The sequence below is a fragment of the Pseudomonas sp. MWU12-2319 genome (assembly GCF_023242525.1).
Lineage (GTDB): Bacteria > Pseudomonadota > Gammaproteobacteria > Pseudomonadales > Pseudomonadaceae > Aquipseudomonas > Aquipseudomonas gingeri_D.
In genome coordinates this window covers 74,896-93,489 of sequence record NZ_JALJES010000014.1, presented here as the reverse complement: position 1 = coordinate 93,489, position 18,594 = coordinate 74,896, and the positions used below count along the sequence as shown (strand labels likewise).

General features: G+C 62.3%; 22 protein-coding genes. 10 read left to right on the top strand and 12 right to left on the bottom strand.

Annotated elements, in window-relative coordinates:
- Window positions 1-94: 94 nt before the first annotated feature.
- The 3 genes from M5C01_RS22205 to betC all read right to left on the bottom strand — a co-directional run bounded on the left by M5C01_RS22205 (window position 95) and on the right by betC (window position 4,419).
- Entirely contained in the window at window positions 95-1,663 is a 1,569-nt protein-coding gene (locus M5C01_RS22205; RefSeq protein WP_103496227.1) for a SulP family inorganic anion transporter, read from the bottom strand.
- A 301-nt stretch (window positions 1,664-1,964) separates the two neighbouring features.
- Entirely contained in the window at window positions 1,965-2,885 is a 921-nt protein-coding gene (gene choX / locus M5C01_RS22200) for a choline ABC transporter substrate-binding protein (protein ID WP_152736556.1), read from the bottom strand.
- Between the two features lie 19 nt (window positions 2,886-2,904).
- The gene (gene betC, locus M5C01_RS22195; RefSeq protein ID WP_152736555.1) at window positions 2,905-4,419 is read right to left on the bottom strand and encodes a choline-sulfatase; all 1,515 of its coding nucleotides are present in this window, start codon (window positions 4,417-4,419) and stop codon (window positions 2,905-2,907) included.
- 114 nt (window positions 4,420-4,533) lie between these two features.
- Here betC and M5C01_RS22190 point away from each other — a divergent pair, with 114 nt between their 5' ends.
- Both M5C01_RS22190 and M5C01_RS22185 read left to right on the top strand, forming a co-directional pair.
- Window positions 4,534-5,484, top strand: coding sequence for a LysR family transcriptional regulator (locus M5C01_RS22190; protein WP_103496230.1), 951 nt, complete (start codon window positions 4,534-4,536; stop codon window positions 5,482-5,484).
- A gap of 35 nt (window positions 5,485-5,519) precedes the next feature.
- Window positions 5,520-5,846 carry a DOPA 4,5-dioxygenase family protein gene (locus tag M5C01_RS22185; RefSeq protein WP_152736554.1) on the top strand — a complete coding sequence of 109 codons (327 nt, stop codon included), beginning with the start codon at window positions 5,520-5,522 and terminating at the stop codon, window positions 5,844-5,846.
- A 4-nt stretch (window positions 5,847-5,850) separates the two neighbouring features.
- On the opposite strand, the gene M5C01_RS22180 is transcribed toward M5C01_RS22185, so the two are convergent.
- From M5C01_RS22180 to trpB, 4 genes are all read right to left on the bottom strand, one after another.
- Window positions 5,851-6,291: an anti-virulence regulator CigR family protein gene (locus tag M5C01_RS22180; RefSeq protein WP_152736553.1), complete on the bottom strand. Its 441-nt coding sequence runs from the start codon at window positions 6,289-6,291 to the stop codon at window positions 5,851-5,853.
- A 143-nt stretch (window positions 6,292-6,434) separates the two neighbouring features.
- Complete coding sequence (locus M5C01_RS22175; protein WP_152736552.1) at window positions 6,435-6,716, bottom strand: hypothetical protein; 282 nt, start codon at window positions 6,714-6,716, stop codon at window positions 6,435-6,437.
- Between the two features lie 192 nt (window positions 6,717-6,908).
- A complete protein-coding gene (gene trpA, locus M5C01_RS22170) occupies window positions 6,909-7,715 on the bottom strand; it encodes a tryptophan synthase subunit alpha (RefSeq protein ID WP_152736551.1) in 807 nt (268 codons plus the stop codon).
- Entirely contained in the window at window positions 7,715-8,935 is a 1,221-nt protein-coding gene (trpB, locus tag M5C01_RS22165) for a tryptophan synthase subunit beta (RefSeq protein WP_100939965.1), read from the bottom strand. Before trpB ends, trpA begins: the two co-directional genes overlap by 1 nt.
- 112 nt (window positions 8,936-9,047) lie before the next feature.
- Here trpB and M5C01_RS22160 point away from each other — a divergent pair, with 112 nt between their 5' ends.
- The gene (locus M5C01_RS22160; protein ID WP_152736550.1) at window positions 9,048-9,941 is read left to right on the top strand and encodes a LysR family transcriptional regulator; all 894 of its coding nucleotides are present in this window, start codon (window positions 9,048-9,050) and stop codon (window positions 9,939-9,941) included.
- Here the strand turns inward: M5C01_RS22160 and M5C01_RS22155 are convergent.
- A complete protein-coding gene (locus M5C01_RS22155) occupies window positions 9,938-10,264 on the bottom strand; it encodes a DUF883 family protein (RefSeq protein WP_103496236.1) in 327 nt (108 codons plus the stop codon). The genes M5C01_RS22160 and M5C01_RS22155 overlap by 4 nt on opposite strands.
- Window positions 10,265-10,426: 162 nt before the next feature.
- Here M5C01_RS22155 and M5C01_RS22150 point away from each other — a divergent pair, with 162 nt between their 5' ends.
- The gene (locus M5C01_RS22150; RefSeq protein ID WP_100939968.1) at window positions 10,427-10,642 is read left to right on the top strand and encodes a dodecin; all 216 of its coding nucleotides are present in this window, start codon (window positions 10,427-10,429) and stop codon (window positions 10,640-10,642) included.
- A 134-nt stretch (window positions 10,643-10,776) separates the two neighbouring features.
- Window positions 10,777-11,007 (top strand): DUF1161 domain-containing protein, encoded by a 231-nt coding sequence (locus M5C01_RS22145; protein WP_152736549.1) that lies wholly within the window; start codon window positions 10,777-10,779, stop codon window positions 11,005-11,007.
- A gap of 53 nt (window positions 11,008-11,060) precedes the next feature.
- Here M5C01_RS22145 and M5C01_RS22140 read toward each other — a convergent pair whose 3' ends face one another.
- Window positions 11,061-12,062, bottom strand: coding sequence for an LLM class flavin-dependent oxidoreductase (locus M5C01_RS22140; protein WP_103496238.1), 1,002 nt, complete (start codon window positions 12,060-12,062; stop codon window positions 11,061-11,063).
- Between the two features lie 220 nt (window positions 12,063-12,282).
- Between M5C01_RS22140 and M5C01_RS22135 the strand changes: the two genes are divergently transcribed.
- Complete coding sequence (locus M5C01_RS22135) at window positions 12,283-12,714, top strand: OsmC family protein (RefSeq protein WP_103496239.1); 432 nt, start codon at window positions 12,283-12,285, stop codon at window positions 12,712-12,714.
- Window positions 12,715-12,842: 128 nt separating this feature from the next.
- On the top strand, window positions 12,843-13,076 hold the full coding sequence (locus M5C01_RS22130) for a DUF1161 domain-containing protein (RefSeq protein WP_152736548.1): 234 nt from the start codon (window positions 12,843-12,845) through the stop codon (window positions 13,074-13,076).
- Window positions 13,077-13,078: 2 nt separating this feature from the next.
- Here the strand turns inward: M5C01_RS22130 and M5C01_RS22125 are convergent, their stop codons facing one another.
- Complete coding sequence (locus tag M5C01_RS22125) at window positions 13,079-13,495, bottom strand: hypothetical protein (RefSeq protein ID WP_103496241.1); 417 nt, start codon at window positions 13,493-13,495, stop codon at window positions 13,079-13,081.
- Window positions 13,496-13,671: 176 nt separating this feature from the next.
- On the opposite strand from M5C01_RS22125, the gene M5C01_RS22120 reads away from it, so the two are divergent.
- Window positions 13,672-14,721: an aminopeptidase gene (locus M5C01_RS22120; protein ID WP_152736547.1), complete on the top strand. Its 1,050-nt coding sequence runs from the start codon at window positions 13,672-13,674 to the stop codon at window positions 14,719-14,721.
- A 119-nt stretch (window positions 14,722-14,840) separates the two neighbouring features.
- Here M5C01_RS22120 and M5C01_RS22115 read toward each other — a convergent pair whose 3' ends face one another.
- A complete protein-coding gene (locus tag M5C01_RS22115; RefSeq protein WP_103496243.1) occupies window positions 14,841-15,485 on the bottom strand; it encodes an HAD family hydrolase in 645 nt (214 codons plus the stop codon).
- 27 nt (window positions 15,486-15,512) lie between these two features.
- Window positions 15,513-16,061, bottom strand: coding sequence for a gamma carbonic anhydrase family protein (locus M5C01_RS22110; protein WP_178129692.1), 549 nt, complete (start codon window positions 16,059-16,061; stop codon window positions 15,513-15,515).
- Between the two features lie 89 nt (window positions 16,062-16,150).
- Between M5C01_RS22110 and prlC the strand changes: the two genes are divergently transcribed.
- Window positions 16,151-18,202, top strand: coding sequence for an oligopeptidase A (gene prlC / locus M5C01_RS22105; RefSeq protein ID WP_248764395.1), 2,052 nt, complete (start codon window positions 16,151-16,153; stop codon window positions 18,200-18,202).
- On the top strand, window positions 18,199-18,486 hold the full coding sequence (locus M5C01_RS22100) for a YheV family putative zinc ribbon protein (RefSeq protein WP_152736545.1): 288 nt from the start codon (window positions 18,199-18,201) through the stop codon (window positions 18,484-18,486). Before prlC ends, M5C01_RS22100 begins: the two co-directional genes overlap by 4 nt.
- The last annotated feature ends 108 nt before the right edge of the window (window positions 18,487-18,594 follow it).

The window sequence follows — 18,594 nt, the reverse complement described above, 5'->3', positions numbered from 1 at the left end:
GGAGCAGGGCTTGCCCGCGAAGAGGCCCGAAAGTCTTGCACCGCCCCTGAGGACGCCATCGCGGCGATGGCTCCTACAAGATCGTGTCGTGTGCTCAATCCTCAAACAGGATCGGGCACTTATCCACACCCTCCAGCTTGACCAACTCCTCCACCACCGGCGCCCGCGCCCGTCTCAGGGTCAGGCTACGGCCTTCGCGTATCAACCGCCGGGCTTCCTGATGCAGCATCTCAACCCCCGAGTAATCGATAAAGTTGATCTGCTGCGCCTCGATCACCACCTTCACCCCGTGCAACCGCTGCAACTGCACTTGCAGGTAATGGCTGGCACCGAAAAAGATCGACCCCCCCACCCGCAACACATCCTCGTCGCCATCGCGCCAATGCTGCACCCGTGGCTGCGAGGTGCGCTTGAGGTAGAAAAACAGCGAGGCCAGCACCCCGGCGTAAATCGCCGTCTGCAACTCCAGCAGCAAGGTCGCCACGCAGGTCAGGGCCATCACCGCGAACTCGGCGTGACTGACCCGGAACAGTGCCCGAATCCCCCGCCGGTCCACCAATCCCCAACTGATCAGCAGGATACTGCCGGCCATTGCCGGGATTGGGATATGCGCAATCAGCGCCGAGCCGGTCACGGCAAACAGCGCTACCCAGAGCGCAGAAAACACCCCGGCCAGCGGTGAGCAGGCCCCGGCCTCGTAACTCAGCGCGGCGCGGGTGAACGAGCCAGCGGACAGGTAGCCGGAAAACAGGCTGCCGATCATGTTCGACAGGCCCTGGGCGCGGACCTCCTGGTTGGCATCGAGCAATTGTTGCGAACGGGCGGACAACGAGCGGGCAATCGACAGGCTGGTCACCAGCCCGAGCATGCCCACCGCGACGGCACTGGGCAGCAGGCGCAGGATGGTCTCCAGGTCCAGCGGCAAGGCGCTGAACGGCGGCAACCGGCCGATAAAACCCTTGACCAGTTGCACATGCCCGAACAGGCCTGGGCACAGCCAGACCAGCGTGCTGGCCAGGACCAGGGTGATCAGCAGGGTCGGCCAGCGTGGCAGCAGGGATTTGAGGGTGAAGCCAAGGATCAGGGTGCCCAGCCCCAGCAGCAGCGAGGGTTTGTCCAGTTCGCCGAGGTGCTGGCTCAGTTGCAGCAGGCTGTTCAGGGCGGTGGCCTGGTTGGGGATATCGAGCCCCAGCAGGTTCGGCAGCTGCCCGAGGGCGATGACCACGGCGGCGCCCAGGGTGAAACCCAGCACCACCGAATGGGAGACGAAGTTCACCAGGGCGCCGAAGCGCAGCATGCCCAGCAGCCACTGGAAGATCCCGGCAATGCAGGTCAGCAACAGGATCAGGGTCACGTAGTCCTGGCTGCCGGGCACCGCGAGGGGGCTGACACTGGCGAACAGGACAATCGAAATGGCGGCCGTGGGCCCGCAGATCAGGTGCCAGGACGAGCCCCAGAGACAGGCGATCAGTACCGGGACGATGGCCGCGTAGAGGCCGTATTCAGGTGGCAGGCCGGCGATCAGCGCGTAGGCGACCGATTGCGGCAGGGCCAGGATGGCGCCGCTCAGGCCGACGATCAGGTCACGGCTGACACTGGCGCGGGTTTGCCGGGGCAACCAGCTGAGAAATGGCAGGAGTTTGTGGCGGTTGGTCCAGCCCATGGGTCTCTCGGTCGGATGAGGCGGTGTCAGGGTGAGGGGTATATCTGGGATTTTCGCGGTGAAACACCGACCTGCAGGAGCCGGCTTGCTGGCGATGGACCAGACAGTCGATGCAAGGCTTACGGGCCTCTTCGCTGGCAAGCCAGGCTCCTACAGATTTTGTGCCGTGCACAATGCCTGTGCTCGCCGCCTAACTGTAGGAGCAGAGCTTGCTCGCGAAGAGGCCCTTGAACGTTGCACAGCCCTCAAGGCCGCCATCGCCAGCAAGCCGGCTCCTACACGTCGGGTTGTGTGTTGGCCGTTAGAGCTTGGCCTTCACCGCCGACAACCCATCCTGGCCATCCACGGTCTTGACCCCGTCCAGCCACTTGTCCAGCACCGCCGGATTGGCCTTGATCCAGGCCTTGGCCGAGTCGGCATTGGTCAGCTTCTTGTTCACCACTTCGGCCATGATGCTGTTTTCCATGTCCTGGGTGAAGCTCAGGTTACTCAGCAATTTTCCGACGTTCGGGCAGGCCTGTGCATAACCCTTGCGGGTCACGGTGTAGACGCTGCCGGTATCACCGAAGTATTTCTCGCCGCCCTTGAGATAGTGCATCTTCATCTGCACGTTCATCGGGTGCGGGGTCCAGCCGAGGAACACCACGAACTTCTGCTTCTTCACCGAACGGGCCACTTCAGCCAGCATCGCCTGCTCGCTGGACTCCACCAGTTTCCACTGGCCGAGGTCGAACTCGTTCTTCTTGATGATCTCCCCCAGCGAGATATTGGCCGGCGCGCCGGAGCCGATGCCATAGAGCTTCTTGTCGAACTTGTCGGCGAACTTGTTCAGGTCGGCAAAGTTATGCACACCCGCGTCCCAGACATAATCCGGGACCGCCAGGGTGAATTCGGTGCCGTCGAGGTTCTTCGCCAGTTGCGTGACATCGCCGTTGGCCACGAACTTGTCGTAGAAACCCTGCTGCGCCGGCATCCAGTTGCCGAGGAATGCATCCACCTGGCCGTCCTTGAGACCGCCATAGGTGATCGGCACCGCCAGGGTGTCGACCTTGGCCTTGTAGCCCAGGCCATCGAGCAGCAGGCTGGTGATGGCGTTGGTCGCGGCAATATCGCTCCAGCCCGGATCGGCCATTTTCACCGTGTCGCAGCTCTGCTCGGCATAGGCACTCAGGCTGCTCATGGCCAGGAGGCCTACCGTCAGTGCTGTGGATAACTTCTTCATCGCCTTCCCCTTACGTTCGTTATTGATTTTGGCAGGGTTGTGGATAACGCGCTTTGCGTTCCAGATCGTCGAGGTCGATATGGTTGCGCATGTATTGCTGACTGGCGTCCACCAGTGGCTGGTGATCCCAGCTCTTCAGCTTTCCTTGGGTCAGCGCGCTGGCGACGAAACGCCGCCGGCGCTGACTGGCGAGCACCTGTTGGTGGATCGCCGGGATGTTCCATTTCGCCCGGGCTTCGGCCAGGAAGTCGTTGAAGAGTGCTTGGTGCGGCGCTGACTGGCTGAGTTCTTCCTCCTCGCGTGGGTCATGGTGGATATCGAAGAGCAGACAGGGGTCGTCTTCGCTGTAGATGAATTTGTAGGCGCCGCGACGAATCATCATCAGCGGGCTGATGGTGCCTTCGGCCATGTATTCGCCGAACACTTCGTCGTGGCCGCCCTCGCCTTTCAGGTGTGGGACCAGCGAGCGCCCGTCCAGCGGCAGCTCGGCCTGCAGCGTGCCGCCGGCCAGTTCCACCAGGGTCGGCAGCAGGTCGGCGGTGGAGACCGCGGCGCTGACGCGTCCGGCGGCGAACTGACCCGGGGCGCTGATCAGCAGCGGCACCCGCGCGGACATTTCGAACCAGTGCATTTTGTACCAGAGGCCGCGCTCGCCGAGCATGTCGCCGTGGTCGCCGGAGAACACGATCACCGTGTCCTCGGCCAGCCCGGTTTCCTCCAGGGTTTGCAGGAGTTTGCCGACGTTGCTGTCGATATAGCTGCATGCGCCGAAGTAGGCACGACGGGCATCGCGGATCTTATCCACAGGCAGCGGCTTGTCCCACAGGTCGTAGACCTTGAGCAAACGCTGGGAGTGCGGATCGAGGCTGTCCTGGGCCGGGGTCTGCGGCAACGGGATATCTTCGTCGCGATACAGGTCCCAGAAGGCCTTGGGAATGGTGTAGGGATCGTGGGGGTGGGTCATGGACACGGTCAGGCAGAACGGCTGGTTGCCGTCTTCGCGCACATGGTCGAACAGGTATTGTTGCGCCTTGAAGACCACCTCTTCATCGAAGTCCAGCTGGTTGGTGCGCACGCAGGGCCCGGCCTGCAGCACCGAGGACATGTTGTGGTACCAACTGGGTCGCACGTCGGGCTCGTCCCAGTTCACCGCCCAGCCATAGTCCGCCGGGTAGATATCGCTGGTCAGGCGCTCTTCGTAGCCATGCAACTGGTCCGGCCCGCAGAAGTGCATCTTGCCCGACAGCGCGGTGCGATAGCCCAGGCGTCGCAGATAGTGGGCATAGGTCGGTACGTCGGCGGGGAAATCGGCGGCGTTGTCGTAGGCGCCGATCTTGCTCGGCAACTGACCACTGACCAGGGTAAAACGTGAAGGCGCGCAGAGCGGGCTGTTGCAGTAGGCGGCATCGAAGACCACGCCTTCGGCGGCCAGGCGGCTCAGGTTCGGAAGCTTGATGGGCGATGCACCGTAGAGCGGCAACAGGGGCGCGGCCATTTGATCGGCCATGATGAAGAGAATGTTCTTGCGCTTCATGTAATCGCGGCATTCCATAGTGAATTGTTATGCGATAGTGCTGAGATCCAGCATGTGGCCCACGGAATCTGTGGTAAAGCCCCTGCCAAACAATGACTAGGATAAGTACAGCTTATGTATGAAGCGCTGGGTGACCTGTCCCTCGATCTGCTCCGGGCCTTTGAAGCGGCGGCCCGTCATCACAGCTTTACCGCCGCGGCGGTGGAGCTGGGTACTACCCAGCCGGCCATCAGCCAGCAGATCAAGCGCCTGGAAGACCAGTTGACCACCCGCCTGTTCGACCGCATCTACCGGGGCATCGAGTTGACCGAAGCCGGCTCGATCCTGTTCGAGCAGGTGCAGGCCGGTTTGCAGAGCATCGACAGTGGCTTGAGCGCGGTCACCGCCCAGCGTCAGCACGAGGTGCTGCAGGTCGCTACCGACTTTGCTTTTGCCGCCTATTGGTTGATGCCGCGCCTGCACCGTTTTCATGCGGCCAATCCGCAGGTCGATGTCAGCCTGGTGACCAGTGAGCGTAGCCACAACATGTTGCGCACTGATATCGATGTGGCGGTGTTGTTCGGCAAGGGCCGTTTCAAGCAGGGCGAGAGTCATTGGCTGTTCAGCGAGGAAGTGTTTCCGGTGTGCAGCCCGCAATTGCTCAAGGGCCGCGAGCTGCCGCTGCCCACCGAGGCCCTGCTGGAGTTTCCCCTGCTGCACCTCAAGGGCGAAAACAGCAGCCACTGGTTCGACTGGAGCGGGGTTTTTCGCGAACTGGGACTGACCACGGCACCGGCGCCGGGGCAATTGCGCTTCGACAACTACACCTTGCTGATCCAGGCGGCGATCGGCGGCCAGGGCGTGGCCATCGGCTGGCGTCACCTGGTGGATAATCTGTTGGAGCAAGGATTGTTATGCCGGCCGATCAGCCAGACGGCGATTTCCACTTTTGGCTATTACGTGGTCTTGCCCCAGCGTAAACGGCGTGGCGCGCTGATCCAGCGTTTCTTCGACTGGTTGATGGCCGAGCAGGCCGACAGTGCGCAATCGCTGGTGGGGCTGGGCTTGCCCTCGATTGCGGTGTAGCGTTAGGCCATTAACCGACGCTGAACGAGAGCGGCATGCAACGTATCAAGGGTTATCACGCCCACATCTATTTCGATGCTTCGACCCTGGAGCAGGCCCGTGAGCTATGTGAGCTGGCGGCGACGACCTTTCCACTGCAGATGGGACGGGTGCACGAGCGCCCGGTGGGACCTCATCCGGACTGGAGCTGCCAACTGGCGTTCGAAGCGCAATATATCGGCGTGGTCTTGCCGTGGCTGGCGTTGCACCGCAAGGGCCTGGTGGTGTTCATCCATCCCCTGACCGGCGATGACCTGGCCGACCATCGCGATCATGGGATCTGGATGGGGGCGGTCAGGCCATTGGATCTGTCGCTGTTCTAGGCGGTCAGTTCAGCACGCCGTCGAGAATCTCGTAGACAACCCCGGTGCCGATGGTAATCAGGACCACGTCATTGCCTATGCGCCGCCACTCGTAACCCTCATACCTCGGCAGGCGGCTCAGTGCCCGGTCGTCCAGGCGCTCGCCTTCGTAGCCCCGTGGCAGCGGCCGGCCACGTTCCAGACGGTAGCCCGGTGGCGGTGGCGCGCCACGGCCGAAGTGTTCACGGTCATCATGAATGATCTGCCGGACCGGGCCGAAGTCCTGGGGCGGACGGTGCATATTGCGCTCGTCATGTCCCCTGTCCGGGCCTCTGTCGGGACCCCGTTGGTCATAGCCACCGTGATCATGGTCTTCGCCGTGCCATTGATCCTCGGCATGCAGCAGCGGACTGGCGCTCAGTACCAGCAGACCAAGACCGGCCATCAGGCGTTTGGGCATTTTCATCGGGGGCATTCCTCACCACACGGGCAATACATCGAATAGGGGTGAAGATTTGGCTTCAAACCCCCGGGTCATACTTTATTAGTCCGCATGGTGGCGTTTAGATTCCTTTGTATCAGGAACTTTACCTTTGGCCGGCACCGACGTTATCGCCAGCGATCATGCTGTTCGCTCATGCCGTGTCGCAGGGCTTCGAGGCGTTCGCGCAAGGAAGCGTCGTTTGCCGGCTCGCCGGCGGTTCTTGCGGGATCGGAGGCCAGGCTCGTGGCACTGGGCGCCAGGGTTTCGAACGCGAACAGGCTGGACAGGTCTTGTCGCGGTGGCGGCGTTTGGCGTGGAAGCGAAGTGACCGACCCGAGCCGCTTTGGGCGCGGGATTTCAGTGACGGACAGGTGATCGAGGAAGGTACAGGCGACAGCGAGGGTCATAGGGGGCATCCATGTTCATAGGTAACGATCCAGCGCTCCTGCGCGGCCGTCTCTTGCCGGTATTTCCCGGAAAGAGCATGTAATGATTACGCCTTTGACAGAGCAGTTCTGTCAATAAACGCTCAGGTTGGTGCCCATGAAAAAGGGACCCAGGGCGGTGGCCCTGGATCCCTCTGTGCCGTGCCGCGTGGTTCAGCGCGCGGTACGTACGCCTTCGGCGAGGGCCGCGCAGAGGCTCAGCACGCCATCGATGGCCTGCTCATCGCTGCTGGCGTTGGCGATGTGATCGATCAGCGCCGAGCCGACCACCACGCCATCCGCCAACCGGGCGATGGCCGCGGCCTGCTCCGGGGTGCGGATACCGAAACCGATGCTGATCGGCAGGTCGGTGTGACGACGCAGGCGGGCCACCGCTTCTTCGACGTGTTCCAGGGTCGCCGAGCCGGCACCGGTCACACCGGCCACCGACACGTAGTAGACGAAGCCGGAGCTGCCGTTGAGCACGGTGGGCAGGCGGACGTCGTCGGTGGTCGGCGTGGTCAGGCGGATAAAGTCCAGGCCGGCGGCCTGGGCCGGGTCGCACAGCTCGCCGTTATGTTCCGGTGGCAGGTCGACCACGATCAGGCCGTCGACACCGGCTGCCTTGGCGTCGGCGATAAAACGCGGCACGCCGTAGTGGTGGATCGGGTTGAAGTAACCCATCAGCACCAACGGGGTGTCGTTGTTCTCGGCGCGGAACTCGCGAACCATCTGCAGGGTTTTTGCCAGGTTCTGCTTGGCGGTCAGGGCACGGATGTTCGCCAGCTGGATCGCCGGGCCGTCGGCCATCGGATCGGTGAAGGGCATGCCCAGCTCGATCACATCGGCACCGGCCTTGGGCAGGCCCTTGAGGATCGCCAGGGAGGTGTCATAACCCGGATCGCCGGCGGTGATAAAGGTCACCAGGGCGGCGCGGTTCTGTTCTTTCAGCTCGGCAAAGCGGGTTTGCAGGCGGCTCATCAGTGTTTCTCCTGCTGGGACTGTTGCATGTGGTGCATGACGGTTTGCATGTCCTTGTCACCGCGACCGGACAGGTTGACCACCATCAGGTGATCCTTGGGCAGGGTCGGCGCCCGCTTGAACACTTCGGCCAGGGCATGGGCGCTTTCCAGGGCCGGGATAATGCCTTCGAGACGGCAGCACTGGTGGAACGCGGCCAGGGCTTCGTGATCGGTGATCGAGGTGTACTGGACGCGACCGATATCGTGCAACCAGGCGTGTTCCGGGCCGATGCCGGGGTAGTCGAGGCCGGCGGAAATCGAGTGGGCATCGATGATCTGGCCGTCGTCGTCCTGCAGCAGGAAGGTCCGGTTGCCGTGCAGCACGCCCGGGACGCCGCCGTTCAGGCTGGCGGCGTGCTTGCCGGTTTCGATACCGTGGCCGGCCGCTTCGACGCCGATGATTTCGACGCTGGTGTCATCGAGGAACGGGTGGAACAGGCCCATGGCGTTGGAGCCGCCACCGATGCACGCCACCAGGCTGTCGGGCAGGCGCCCTTCCTGGGCTTGCAACTGGTCGCGGGTTTCCTTGCCGATCACCGCCTGGAAGTCGCGGACCATGGCCGGATACGGGTGCGGGCCGGCGACGGTGCCGATCAGGTAGAAGGTGCTGTCGACGTTGGTCACCCAGTCGCGCAGGGCTTCGTTCATCGCGTCCTTCAGGGTGCCGGTGCCGGCGACCACCGGGATCACTTCGGCGCCCAGCAGCTTCATGCGGAACACGTTGGCCTGCTGGCGCTCGATATCGGTGGTGCCCATGTAGATCACGCAGTCCAGGCCGAAACGCGCGGCGACGGTGGCGGTGGCCACGCCGTGCATGCCGGCGCCGGTCTCGGCGATGATGCGTTTCTTGCCCATGCGCCGCGCCAGCAGGATCTGGCCGATGCAGTTGTTGATCTTGTGGGCGCCGGTGTGGTTCAGCTCTTCGCGCTTGAGGTAGATCTTCGCGCCGCCGCAGTGTTCGGTCAGGCGTTCGGCGAAGTACAGCGGGCTCGGACGACCGACGTAGTCGCGCTGGAAGTAGGCCAGTTCCTCGATGAACGCAGGATCGATCTTGGCGGCTTCGTATTCGCGGTTCAGGTCGAGGATCAACGGCATCAGGGTTTCGGCCACGTAGCGGCCGCCGAATGCGCCGAACAGGCCGTTGGCGTCGGGGCCGTTGCGCAGGTTGGACTGGGTCATGGGAGGCTCCAGGTGGGCGATTGAATGTTCGATGGGGTTCACTCTAACCATGACAGGCGCGGATGAAAACCGATAAGATCGCCGTAACCTGTCAGGAAAACTCACAGATACCATGAGCCGTGACCTTCCCCCGCTCAATGCCTTGCGCGCCTTCGAGGCCACCGCCCGCTTGAACAGCGTCAGTCAGGCCGCCGAACAGCTGCATGTGACCCATGGAGCGGTCAGCCGGCAGTTGAAAGTGCTTGAGGAACATCTGGGCCTGAGCCTGTTCGCCAAGGAAGGCCGCGGCCTGAAACTCACAGATGCGGGCGTTCGCCTGCGCGACGCCAGTTTCGAGGCGTTCGAACGGCTGCGGGCGGTCTGCGCCGAGTTGACCCAGAACACGGCGGATGCGCCCTTTGTGCTGGGCTGTTCCGGGAGCCTGCTGGCGCGCTGGTTTATTCCGCGACTGGGGCGGCTGAATGCCGATTTGCCCGACCTGCGCCTGCACCTGTCGGCGGGTGAAGGCGATCTCGATCCGCGCAAGCCGGGGCTCGATGCCCTGTTGCTGTTCGCCGAGCCGCCGTGGCCGGCGGATATGCAGGTTATAGAACTGGCGAGCGAGCGCATCGGCCCGGTCATGAGTCCGCATTTTGCCCGTTACGAGTCATTGCTACGGGCCCCGGCCCGTGGCCTGGTGGGTGAAGCGCTGTTGCACACCACCTCACGACCCCAGGCCTGGCCCAGCTGGGCGCGGCAGAACGGTATCGATGCGGCGCAGTTGAAGTACGGACAGGGTTTCGAGCATCTGTACTACCTGCTCGAAGCGGCGGTGGCCGGTTTGGGGGTGGCGATCGCGCCGCAGCCGCTGGTCGCGGACGATTTGCGTGGCGGTCGGCTGGTGGCGCCCTGGGGCTTCAATGAAACCCCGGGGCGGCTGGCCTTGTGGCTACCCCGGCGCGCCACGGACGGACGCGCCCAGCAGTTGGCCCAATGGCTCAAGACCGAGTTGGAACACAGGGCTTAATCGCCGCGTTTGCACAACAGGTAAGCGGCCAAAAGCCCCAGCGCACCCACCGCGACACCGGCGGTTGTCCACGGATGTTCCTGGGCATAATCACGGGTCGCAATCCCGGTTTCGCGGGTTCTGACCTTGACCTCTTCATAGGCATCGCTGAGCAGGTGACGTGAATGCTTGAGTGCGTTCTCGGCATTGCTCTTGAGGGCCTTGAGGGTTTTGCGCGACTCGTCCGAGGCGTCGTCCTTGAGGCTTTCGAGGGACTTGAGCAGGCTCTCGATTTCGGCTTCCATGCTTTGCAATGAGGCTTTGCGTAGTGCGTTGCTGGCCATATCGGCGTTCTCCCGCAGTTGAGTGGCGTGTGCAGATTGGGACTCCAGCGCGCGGTGAAAGTGCAGAAAATCTGCAGCGGATCACGAAATCACTCGACAGCGAGCTGTGGGAAAAATCACTGCTAGGCTCTCTGGACAGCCCCCGGGACTTAGGAGAACAGCATGAGCGACCACCACACCTACAAGAAAATCGAACTGGTAGGTTCTTCCCCCACCAGTATCGAAGACGCCATCAACAATGCCCTGGCCGAAGCCGGTAAAAGCATCAAGCATCTGGAATGGTTCGAGGTGCTTGATACCCGTGGGCATATCAAGGACAACAAGGCCGCGCACTTCCAGGTCACCCTGAAAGTCGGCTTCAGAATCGCCAATAGCTGAATAAATACTGGCCTTTTGAACTTATAGGCTGGCCGACTGCCATATTGATTGCTATACAGAGGGGGCTAAATAGCCCGAGGTGCGTCGCCCAAAAGCCGACGCACTTTTTTTGATCTGACCAGGGAATATGATCGATGAAGAAGCTTGTGCTGGCGGTAGCGTTGTTGAGTCTGGCGGGAACCGCCCTTGCGGCGGGCAAGCCATGCGACGTGGTGGAGAAGGACATCAAGGACAAGCTTGAAGCCAAGGGCGTTCATGGTTATTCGCTGCAGATCGTCGATAAAGCCGGCAATAGCGGTACCGATGGCAAGACCATTGGCACCTGCGATGCGGGTAAGAAGGAAATCGTCTACAAGCGCAAATAAGCGTAAGTGGATATCAAAGCCGGCGCTGGCGCCGGCTTTTTTGTGGCTGGCCGTCAGCCCTTCATGACCTGCGCCAGCAACTCGTAGGAATGCAGTCGATCGGCATGTTCATACAGGTCGCAGGTGAAGATCAGCTCATCGGCCTGGGTCTGCTCGATCAGGACTTCCAGCTTGGCGCGGATCTTCTCGGGGCTGCCGACCATCGCCAGGCCGAGGAAACTCGCCACCGCTTCTCTTTCGTGGGGCAGCCACAGGCCATCCATGGTCTGCACCGGCGGCCGTTGCACCAGGCTCTGGCCACGCATCAGCGCAAGGATGCGCTGGTACACCGAGGTCGCCAGGTAGTCGGCCTTTTCATCGGTATCCGCGGCCACCAGCGGTACGCCGAGCATCACGTAGGGTTTGTCGAGCACCGCCGAAGGCTTGAAGTGATTGCGGTAGACGCGAATCGCCTCATGCATGTAGCGCGGTGCGAAATGTGAGGCGAAGGCGTAGGGCAAACCCCGCTCCCCAGCCAGCTGTGCACTGAACAGGCTCGAACCCAGCAGCCAGACCGGCACCTGGGTACCGGTGCCCGGCATGGCGATGACCCGTTGTTCCGGTGTGCGCGGGCCGAGGTAGCCCATCAGCTCAGTGACATCTTCGGGGAAGTCGTCGGCGCTGCCCGAACGCTCGCGGCGCAGGGCCCGGGCGGTCATCTGGTCGGAACCCGGGGCGCGGCCCAGGCCCAGGTCGATACGGCCGGGATAGAGACTTTCCAGGGTGCCGAACTGTTCGGCGATCACCAGGGGCGCATGGTTGGGCAGCATCACGCCGCCGGAACCGACGCGAATGGTCGAGGTGCCGCCCGCCAGGTAACCCAGCAGCACGGACGTCGCCGAACTGGCGATTCCGTCCATGTTGTGGTGCTCGGCGACCCAGAAGCGGTGGTAGCCGAACTTTTCCACATGACGGGCCAGATCCAGCGAATTGCGCAGGGATTGGCCCGGGCTGCCGTCCTGGCGCACGGGCACCAGGTCGAGGGTGGAAAACTTGACGTCGGACAGTCGCTTCATGAGCCTGCTACTCCTGTGAGGGTACGCAGGCTTCGTCTGCTGTCGAAAAACCTGCCGGTCTCCAGGGAATGTGGGCATATACCCGAGTTTCAAGGGGAGAGCTGTTTTTAACCGGCATTTTTTTCAGATGAGTCTTACGGGGTGAACTTTAATCCAGCGTCTATCCTCAGAACCTTGACCCCGGCGTGAACCCTTCGCGCCGGCTTTTGAGGAGGCAGCTATGAGTATCACGAAGAAAGCATCGGCTCATTGGGCAGGCGACCTGAAAACCGGTATTGGTTCCATTTCCACGGAAACCGGGGTGTTGCGTGAAGCGCCTTACGGTTTCAAGGCACGTTTCGAAGGCGGCAAGGGCACCAACCCGGAAGAACTGATCGGTGCCGCCCACGCGGGGTGTTTCTCCATGGCCTTTTCGATGATTCTCGGCGAGGCCGGGCTCAAGGCCGACAGTATCGACACCCAGGCCGAAGTGACCCTGGACCAGGTTGACGGTGGTTTTGCGATCACCGCGGTGCACCTGATTCTCAAGGCGAAAATCCCCGGCGCCAGCCAGCAGCAGTTCGATGAGCTGAGCAAAAAGGCCAAGGAAGGTTGTCCGGTGTCCAAGGTGTTGAACGCGAAGATCAGCCTCACCGGGACCTTGGTGCACTGATTGCGCACCGGCAAGACCCAGGGATGTGAGGTGGCTCAGAACTTGGCTGGCGCAAGTGTGGTCGAATGAACTGTGGCAGTTTGCGCGTACGCCCTGGCGACGCGCTGCCGTAGTCAAGGAGTTCGACCATGAAACGTATTGCCCTGGGGATTTTCTGTTGCGTGCTGGCCACCTCGGCCCTGGCCGCGACCAAGCTGTGTGAAGAGCTCAAGTCCGAGATCGAAACCAAGATCCAGGCGGCCGGCGTCAGTTCCTACACCCTGGAGATCGTTGCCAGGGATGAAGTCCACGACCAGAACATGGTCGTGGGCAGTTGTGAAGGCGGCAGCAAGAAAATCATCTACCAGAAGAACGACCGCTGAAGCTACGGAATGCAGAACACATTGTTCTGCTCCGCCACGACTTCACCCTTGTCGTTGTACAGCCGCGCGCTGGCGTTGAAGCCCAGGGCTATACCCTCCAGGCGGTAGCGCCGGCCGGCTTCGAAGTGGTCGTAGTGCACGCTCAGGTAGCACAGCCGGTTCGGCGGGTCGGTGTTCATCGCCATGCCGCCGATATAGACCTCGTAATCGAAACGGGCCAGGAGGTCATGGCTGCCCGGCGTGACCTGGAAAAAGCGTCCGTCGCGCAGACGCTGCTTGTCCAGGCTTTCGGCCATGATCACCGTACCGGTGTGGGTGTCCAGGTCGACCCAGGCCATTTGCGGATTCACCGCCGGTAACGGACTGATACAGCCGCCCAGGCTGGCCAGGGCGAAGAGTACGGGGAGATGTTTGCGCATGATGTTTCCACTCTGTTCAGGAGATCAGCATACCTGCGTTCAGGGGTATCGGGACGCCCGGGCGTGAAGCTTGTGGTGGGGCCTCCCTGCGGTGAACACCTCAACCTCGATAATCTTCATGGAAAAGCCTTCAGCCCGCGCGCTAGTCTTGTGTCTGCTCCCTGCAGGTGATTCCCATGATGTTCAGGCCCGTGGTACGCGGTTCGATAGGCGCCTTGCTGCTGTTGCTCGGTGGTTGCAGCAGTCTCAATTATTATAGCCAGCTGGCCGGTGGCCAGTTGAGCCTGTTGCACGCCCGGGAGCCGGTGGCCGAGGTGATTGCCGATCCGGCCCGGGACCCGAAACTGCGCGAACACCTGGCCCAGTCCCAGCAGGCGCGGGCTTTTGCCAGCGAGCATCTGCACCTGCCGGACAACCGCAGTTACCGCTTGTATGCGGATATCAAACGCCCTTATGTGGTCTGGAATGTCTTTGCCACGCCGGAATTTTCCCTGACCCCGCAGCAGCATTGTTTCCCGATTGCCGGTTGCGTGGCCTATCGCGGCTATTACAACCAGGGCGCGGCGCGGGGTGAGGCGGCGCTGCAGAAGCAGCAGGGCATGGACGTGTATATCGGCGGGGTCGAGGCCTACTCGACGCTGGGCTGGTTCGACGATCCGATTATCAGTTCGATGATGACCTGGGGCGACGAGCGCCTGGCGACGCTGATCTTTCATGAACTGGCGCACCAGCGTTTTTATGTGAAGGACGACACCGAGTTCAATGAGTCCTATGCCAACTTCGTCGAGCAGGAAGGCACGCGGCAATGGCGGGCGGCGCGGGGCTTGCCGCCGGCCAAGGTCAATGAGGTGGCGCAGAAGGATCAGTTTATCGAGCTGGTGCTGAAGACCCGGGCGCGCTTGCAGCAGCTGTATGCGCAGGCCTTGCCGGTTGAGCAGATGCGGGAGCGCAAGGCGCAGGAGTTCCAGCGCTTGCGGGACGAGTACCACCAGATGCAGGCGAGTCAGTGGGCGGGTGACAAGCGTTATGACGCCTGGATCAACGGGCCGCTGAATAACGCCAAGCTGCTGCCCTTCGGGCTGTATGACCAGTGGGTGCCGGCGTTTGCGGCGTTGTTCAAGCAGGTGAATGGCGACTGGCCGGTGTTCTTCAAGGCTGTGGAAAAGCTGGGGGGCTTGCCGGTTGGCGAGCGTACGGCGGCGTTGCGCAAGCTGATGCCTGGCTGAAGGGCGCCATCGCGAGCAAGCTTGCTCCTACAATGTTTGTGTCGTGCCAATAAGTTGCGGACGACCGATATCTTGTAGGAGCAAGCTTGCTCGCGATGCAGGCGACACGGTTTCACGTCTTACACAAACGCCCGATGCAACTGCGCCAGCGTCTGGAAATGATAAGCCGGCTGCTGCGCACTCAACTCCTCGAAACTGCCGAACCCATACCCCACTGCCGCCGCATCCAGACCATTGCGTTGCGCGCCGATCAGGTCGTGCTTGCGGTCGCCGATCATCAGCGTATCGCTCGGTTCCAGCCCTTCTTCGGCGATCAGGTGGGCAATCAGCTCGACCTTGTCGGTCCGCGTGCCATCCAGCTCGCTGCCGTAGATCATCTTGAAGTGCCGGGCAAAATCGAAATGCCGGGCAATCTCCCGGGCAAACACCCAGGGCTTGGACGTGGCGATATACAAGGTGCGCCCCTGCCCGCCCAGCAGCTCCAGCAACGGCATGACCCCTTCGAACACCCGGTTCTCATACAGCCCGGTCACCTTGAAGCGTTCCCGGTAGAAGTTCACCGCCTCCCAGGCCTTGGCCTCGTCAAAACCGTAGAACTGCATGAACGCCTGCAACAACGGCGGGCCGATAAAGTGTTCGAGCTTGCCGAGGTCCGGCTCGTCGATCCCCAGTTTGCCCAGCGCGTACTGGATCGAACGGGTGATGCCCTCGCGCGGGTCGGTCAGGGTGCCGTCGAGGTCGAAGAGAATCGTCTGGTAATGCATGGAATGTCCTGGCTGTACAAAAAACAATCAAACGGCCTGGTGATAACCTTCGGCTATGTGCAGGTCCTTGAGCTTCACGTAGTTCGCCGCGCTGTAGGTGAAAAACGCCCGTTCCTTGTCCGTCAGCGCGCGCGTCTGCTTGACCGGGCTGCCGACATAGAGAAAGCCGCTTTCCAGGACCTTGCCCGGCGGCACCAGGCTGCCGGCGCCGACGATCACCTCGTCCTCGATCACCGCGCCGTCCATGACGATGCTGCCCATGCCGATCAGAATCCGGCTGCCCACCGTGCAGCCATGCAGCATGACCTTGTGGGCGATGGTCACGTCGTCGCCGATCAGCAGCGGGAAACCCTCGGGGTTGAAAGGCCCGGCGTGGGTGATATGCAACACGCAGCCGTCCTGCACGCTGGTGCGTTGGCCGATGTGGATGCGGTGCATGTCGCCGCGGATCACGGTCAACGGCCAGATGGAGCTGTCGGCGCCGATTTCGACGTCGCCGATCACCACCGCCGAACGGTCGACAAAGGCCCGTTCACCGAGTGCCGGCGTGAGGTTCTGATAGGTACGAAGGGTCACGATAGGCGCTCTCTCTTTGGTTGATAGCTGCGGTCGACGTCGATTGTAATTAAGATGGGCCCATGTTTCTTCCAGCCAAGGTGCCAACCGTGAGCGTGAACAACCCTCTTCTGCAGTCCTACGACCTGCCGCCGTTCTCGGCGATCCGCGCGGAACACGTGCTGCCGGCCATCGAACGGATCCTGGCGGACAACCGCGCGGCCATCGCCGAAATCCTCGCCACTCAAGGCCAACAGCCTACCTGGGCCGGGCTGATCCTGGCGATGGATGAACTCAACGATCGTCTGGGCGCCGCCTGGAGTCCGGTCAGCCACCTGAATGCGGTGTGCAACAGCGCTGAATTGCGCGAAGCCTACGAGGCCTGCCTGCCGGCCTTGAGCGCCTACTCCACGGAACTGGGCCAGAACCGCGAACTGTTCCAGGCCTTCGAAGCCCTGGCGAACAGCCCGCAGGCCGCCAGCTTCGACGTCGGCCAGAAAACCATTCTCGAACACTCCCTGCGCGACTTCCGCCTGTCGGGTATCGACCTGCCGCCCGAGCAGCAAAAGCGCTATGCCGAGGTGCAGAGCAAGCTGTCCGAACTGGGCAGCCGCTTCTCCAACCAGTTGCTCGACGCGACCCAGGCCTGGACCCGGCACGTCACCGACGAGGCCGGTCTTGCCGGCCTGAGCGACTCCTCCAAGGCGCAAATGGCCGCCGCGGCCCAGGCCAAGGGCCTGGACGGCTGGTTGATCACCCTGGAATTCCCGAGTTACTACGCGGTGATGACCTACGCCCAGGACCGCGCCCTGCGCGAAGAGGTGTACGCCGCCTACTGCACCCGTGCCTCGGACCAGGGCCCGAATGCCGGCCAGTACGACAACGGTCCGGTGATGGAAGAAATCCTCGACCTGCGCCAGGAACTGGCGCAATTGTTGGGTTTCGCCAGCTTCTCGGAATTGAGCCTGGCGACCAAGATGGCCGACTCCAGCGACCAGGTGCTGACCTTCCTGCGCGACCTGGCCAAGCGCAGCAAGCCGTTTGCCGCCCAGGACCTGCAACAACTCAAGGCCTACGCCGCCGAACAAGGCTGTGCCGAGCTGCAAAGCTGGGACAGTGGTTACTACGGCGAGAAGCTGCGTGAGCAACGCTACAGCGTTTCCCAGGAAGCCCTGCGCGCCTACTTCCCGATCGACAAGGTGCTCGGCGGGCTGTTCGCCATTGTCCAGCGCCTGTACGGCATCGAGATTGCCGAGCAGAGCGGTTTCGACACCTGGCACCCGGATGTCCGCCTGTTCGAAATCAAGGAAAACGGCCAGCACGTCGGGCGTTTCTTCTTTGACCTCTATGCCCGCGCCAACAAGCGTGGCGGGGCCTGGATGGACGGTGCCCGTGATCGTCGGCGTACGGTTGATGGCGTCCTGCAAAGCCCGGTGGCCAACCTGGTGTGCAACTTCGCCCCGGCCGACAGCGGCAAGCCGGCCCTGCTGACCCATGACGAAGTCACCACCCTGTTCCACGAATTCGGCCATGGGCTGCATCACCTGCTGACCCGTATCGACCATGCCGGGGTGTCCGGTATCAATGGCGTGGCCTGGGATGCCGTGGAGCTGCCGAGCCAGTTCATGGAAAACTGGTGCTGGGAGCCCGAAGGCCTGGCGTTGATCTCCGGTCACTACGAAAGCGGCGAACCGCTGCCCCAGGACCTGCTGGAAAAAATGCTCGCGGCGAAGAACTTCCAGTCCGGGCTGATGATGGTGCGCCAGCTGGAATTCTCGCTGTTCGACTTCGAACTGCATGCCACCCATGGCGATGGCCGCAGCGTGGCACAGGTCCTCGAAGGCGTGCGCGACGAGGTCTCGGTGATGCGTCCGCCGGCCTACAACCGCTTCCCCAACAGCTTTGCGCATATTTTCGCCGGCGGTTACGCGGCGGGCTACTACAGCTACAAATGGGCGGAAGTGCTGTCGGCCGACGCTTTCTCCAAGTTCGAGGAAGAGGGTGTGCTGAACGAACAGACCGGTCGTGCCTTCCGTGAAGCAATCCTGGCCCGCGGTGGCTCCCAGGCGCCGATGGTGCTGTTCGTCGACTTCCGTGGCCGCGAGCCGTCGATTGACGCACTCTTGCGTCACAGCGGCCTCGGCGAGGATGCCGCGGCATGAGCGAGGCTACCGTGATCAAGACCAAGAAGCGCTTTATCGCCGGGGCGGTCTGCCCGGCGTGCAGCGAGCAGGACAAGCTGATGATGTGGAGCGAAGACGACGTTCCGCACCGTGAGTGCGTGGCTTGCGGCTATGCCGACACCCTGAATGAACAGGGTTTGTCGGTGCCCAAGGAGCTGGGCACGCGGGTCAATACCGCACCGGCCAAGGCCCCGCAGGACAACAAGGTCCAGACCGTGCAGTTTTTCCCCAATCCGAAGCTGAAAAAGCCCGACGACAAGTAATCCCGCCGCTCCGCTCTCCCGGGCCGTCCAAGGCCCGGGGATGTCTTATCCCTGTACCACTCGCGCAAGCGCCTGCTACCCCAGACTGTGGCCTTGAGCGGACCCGCT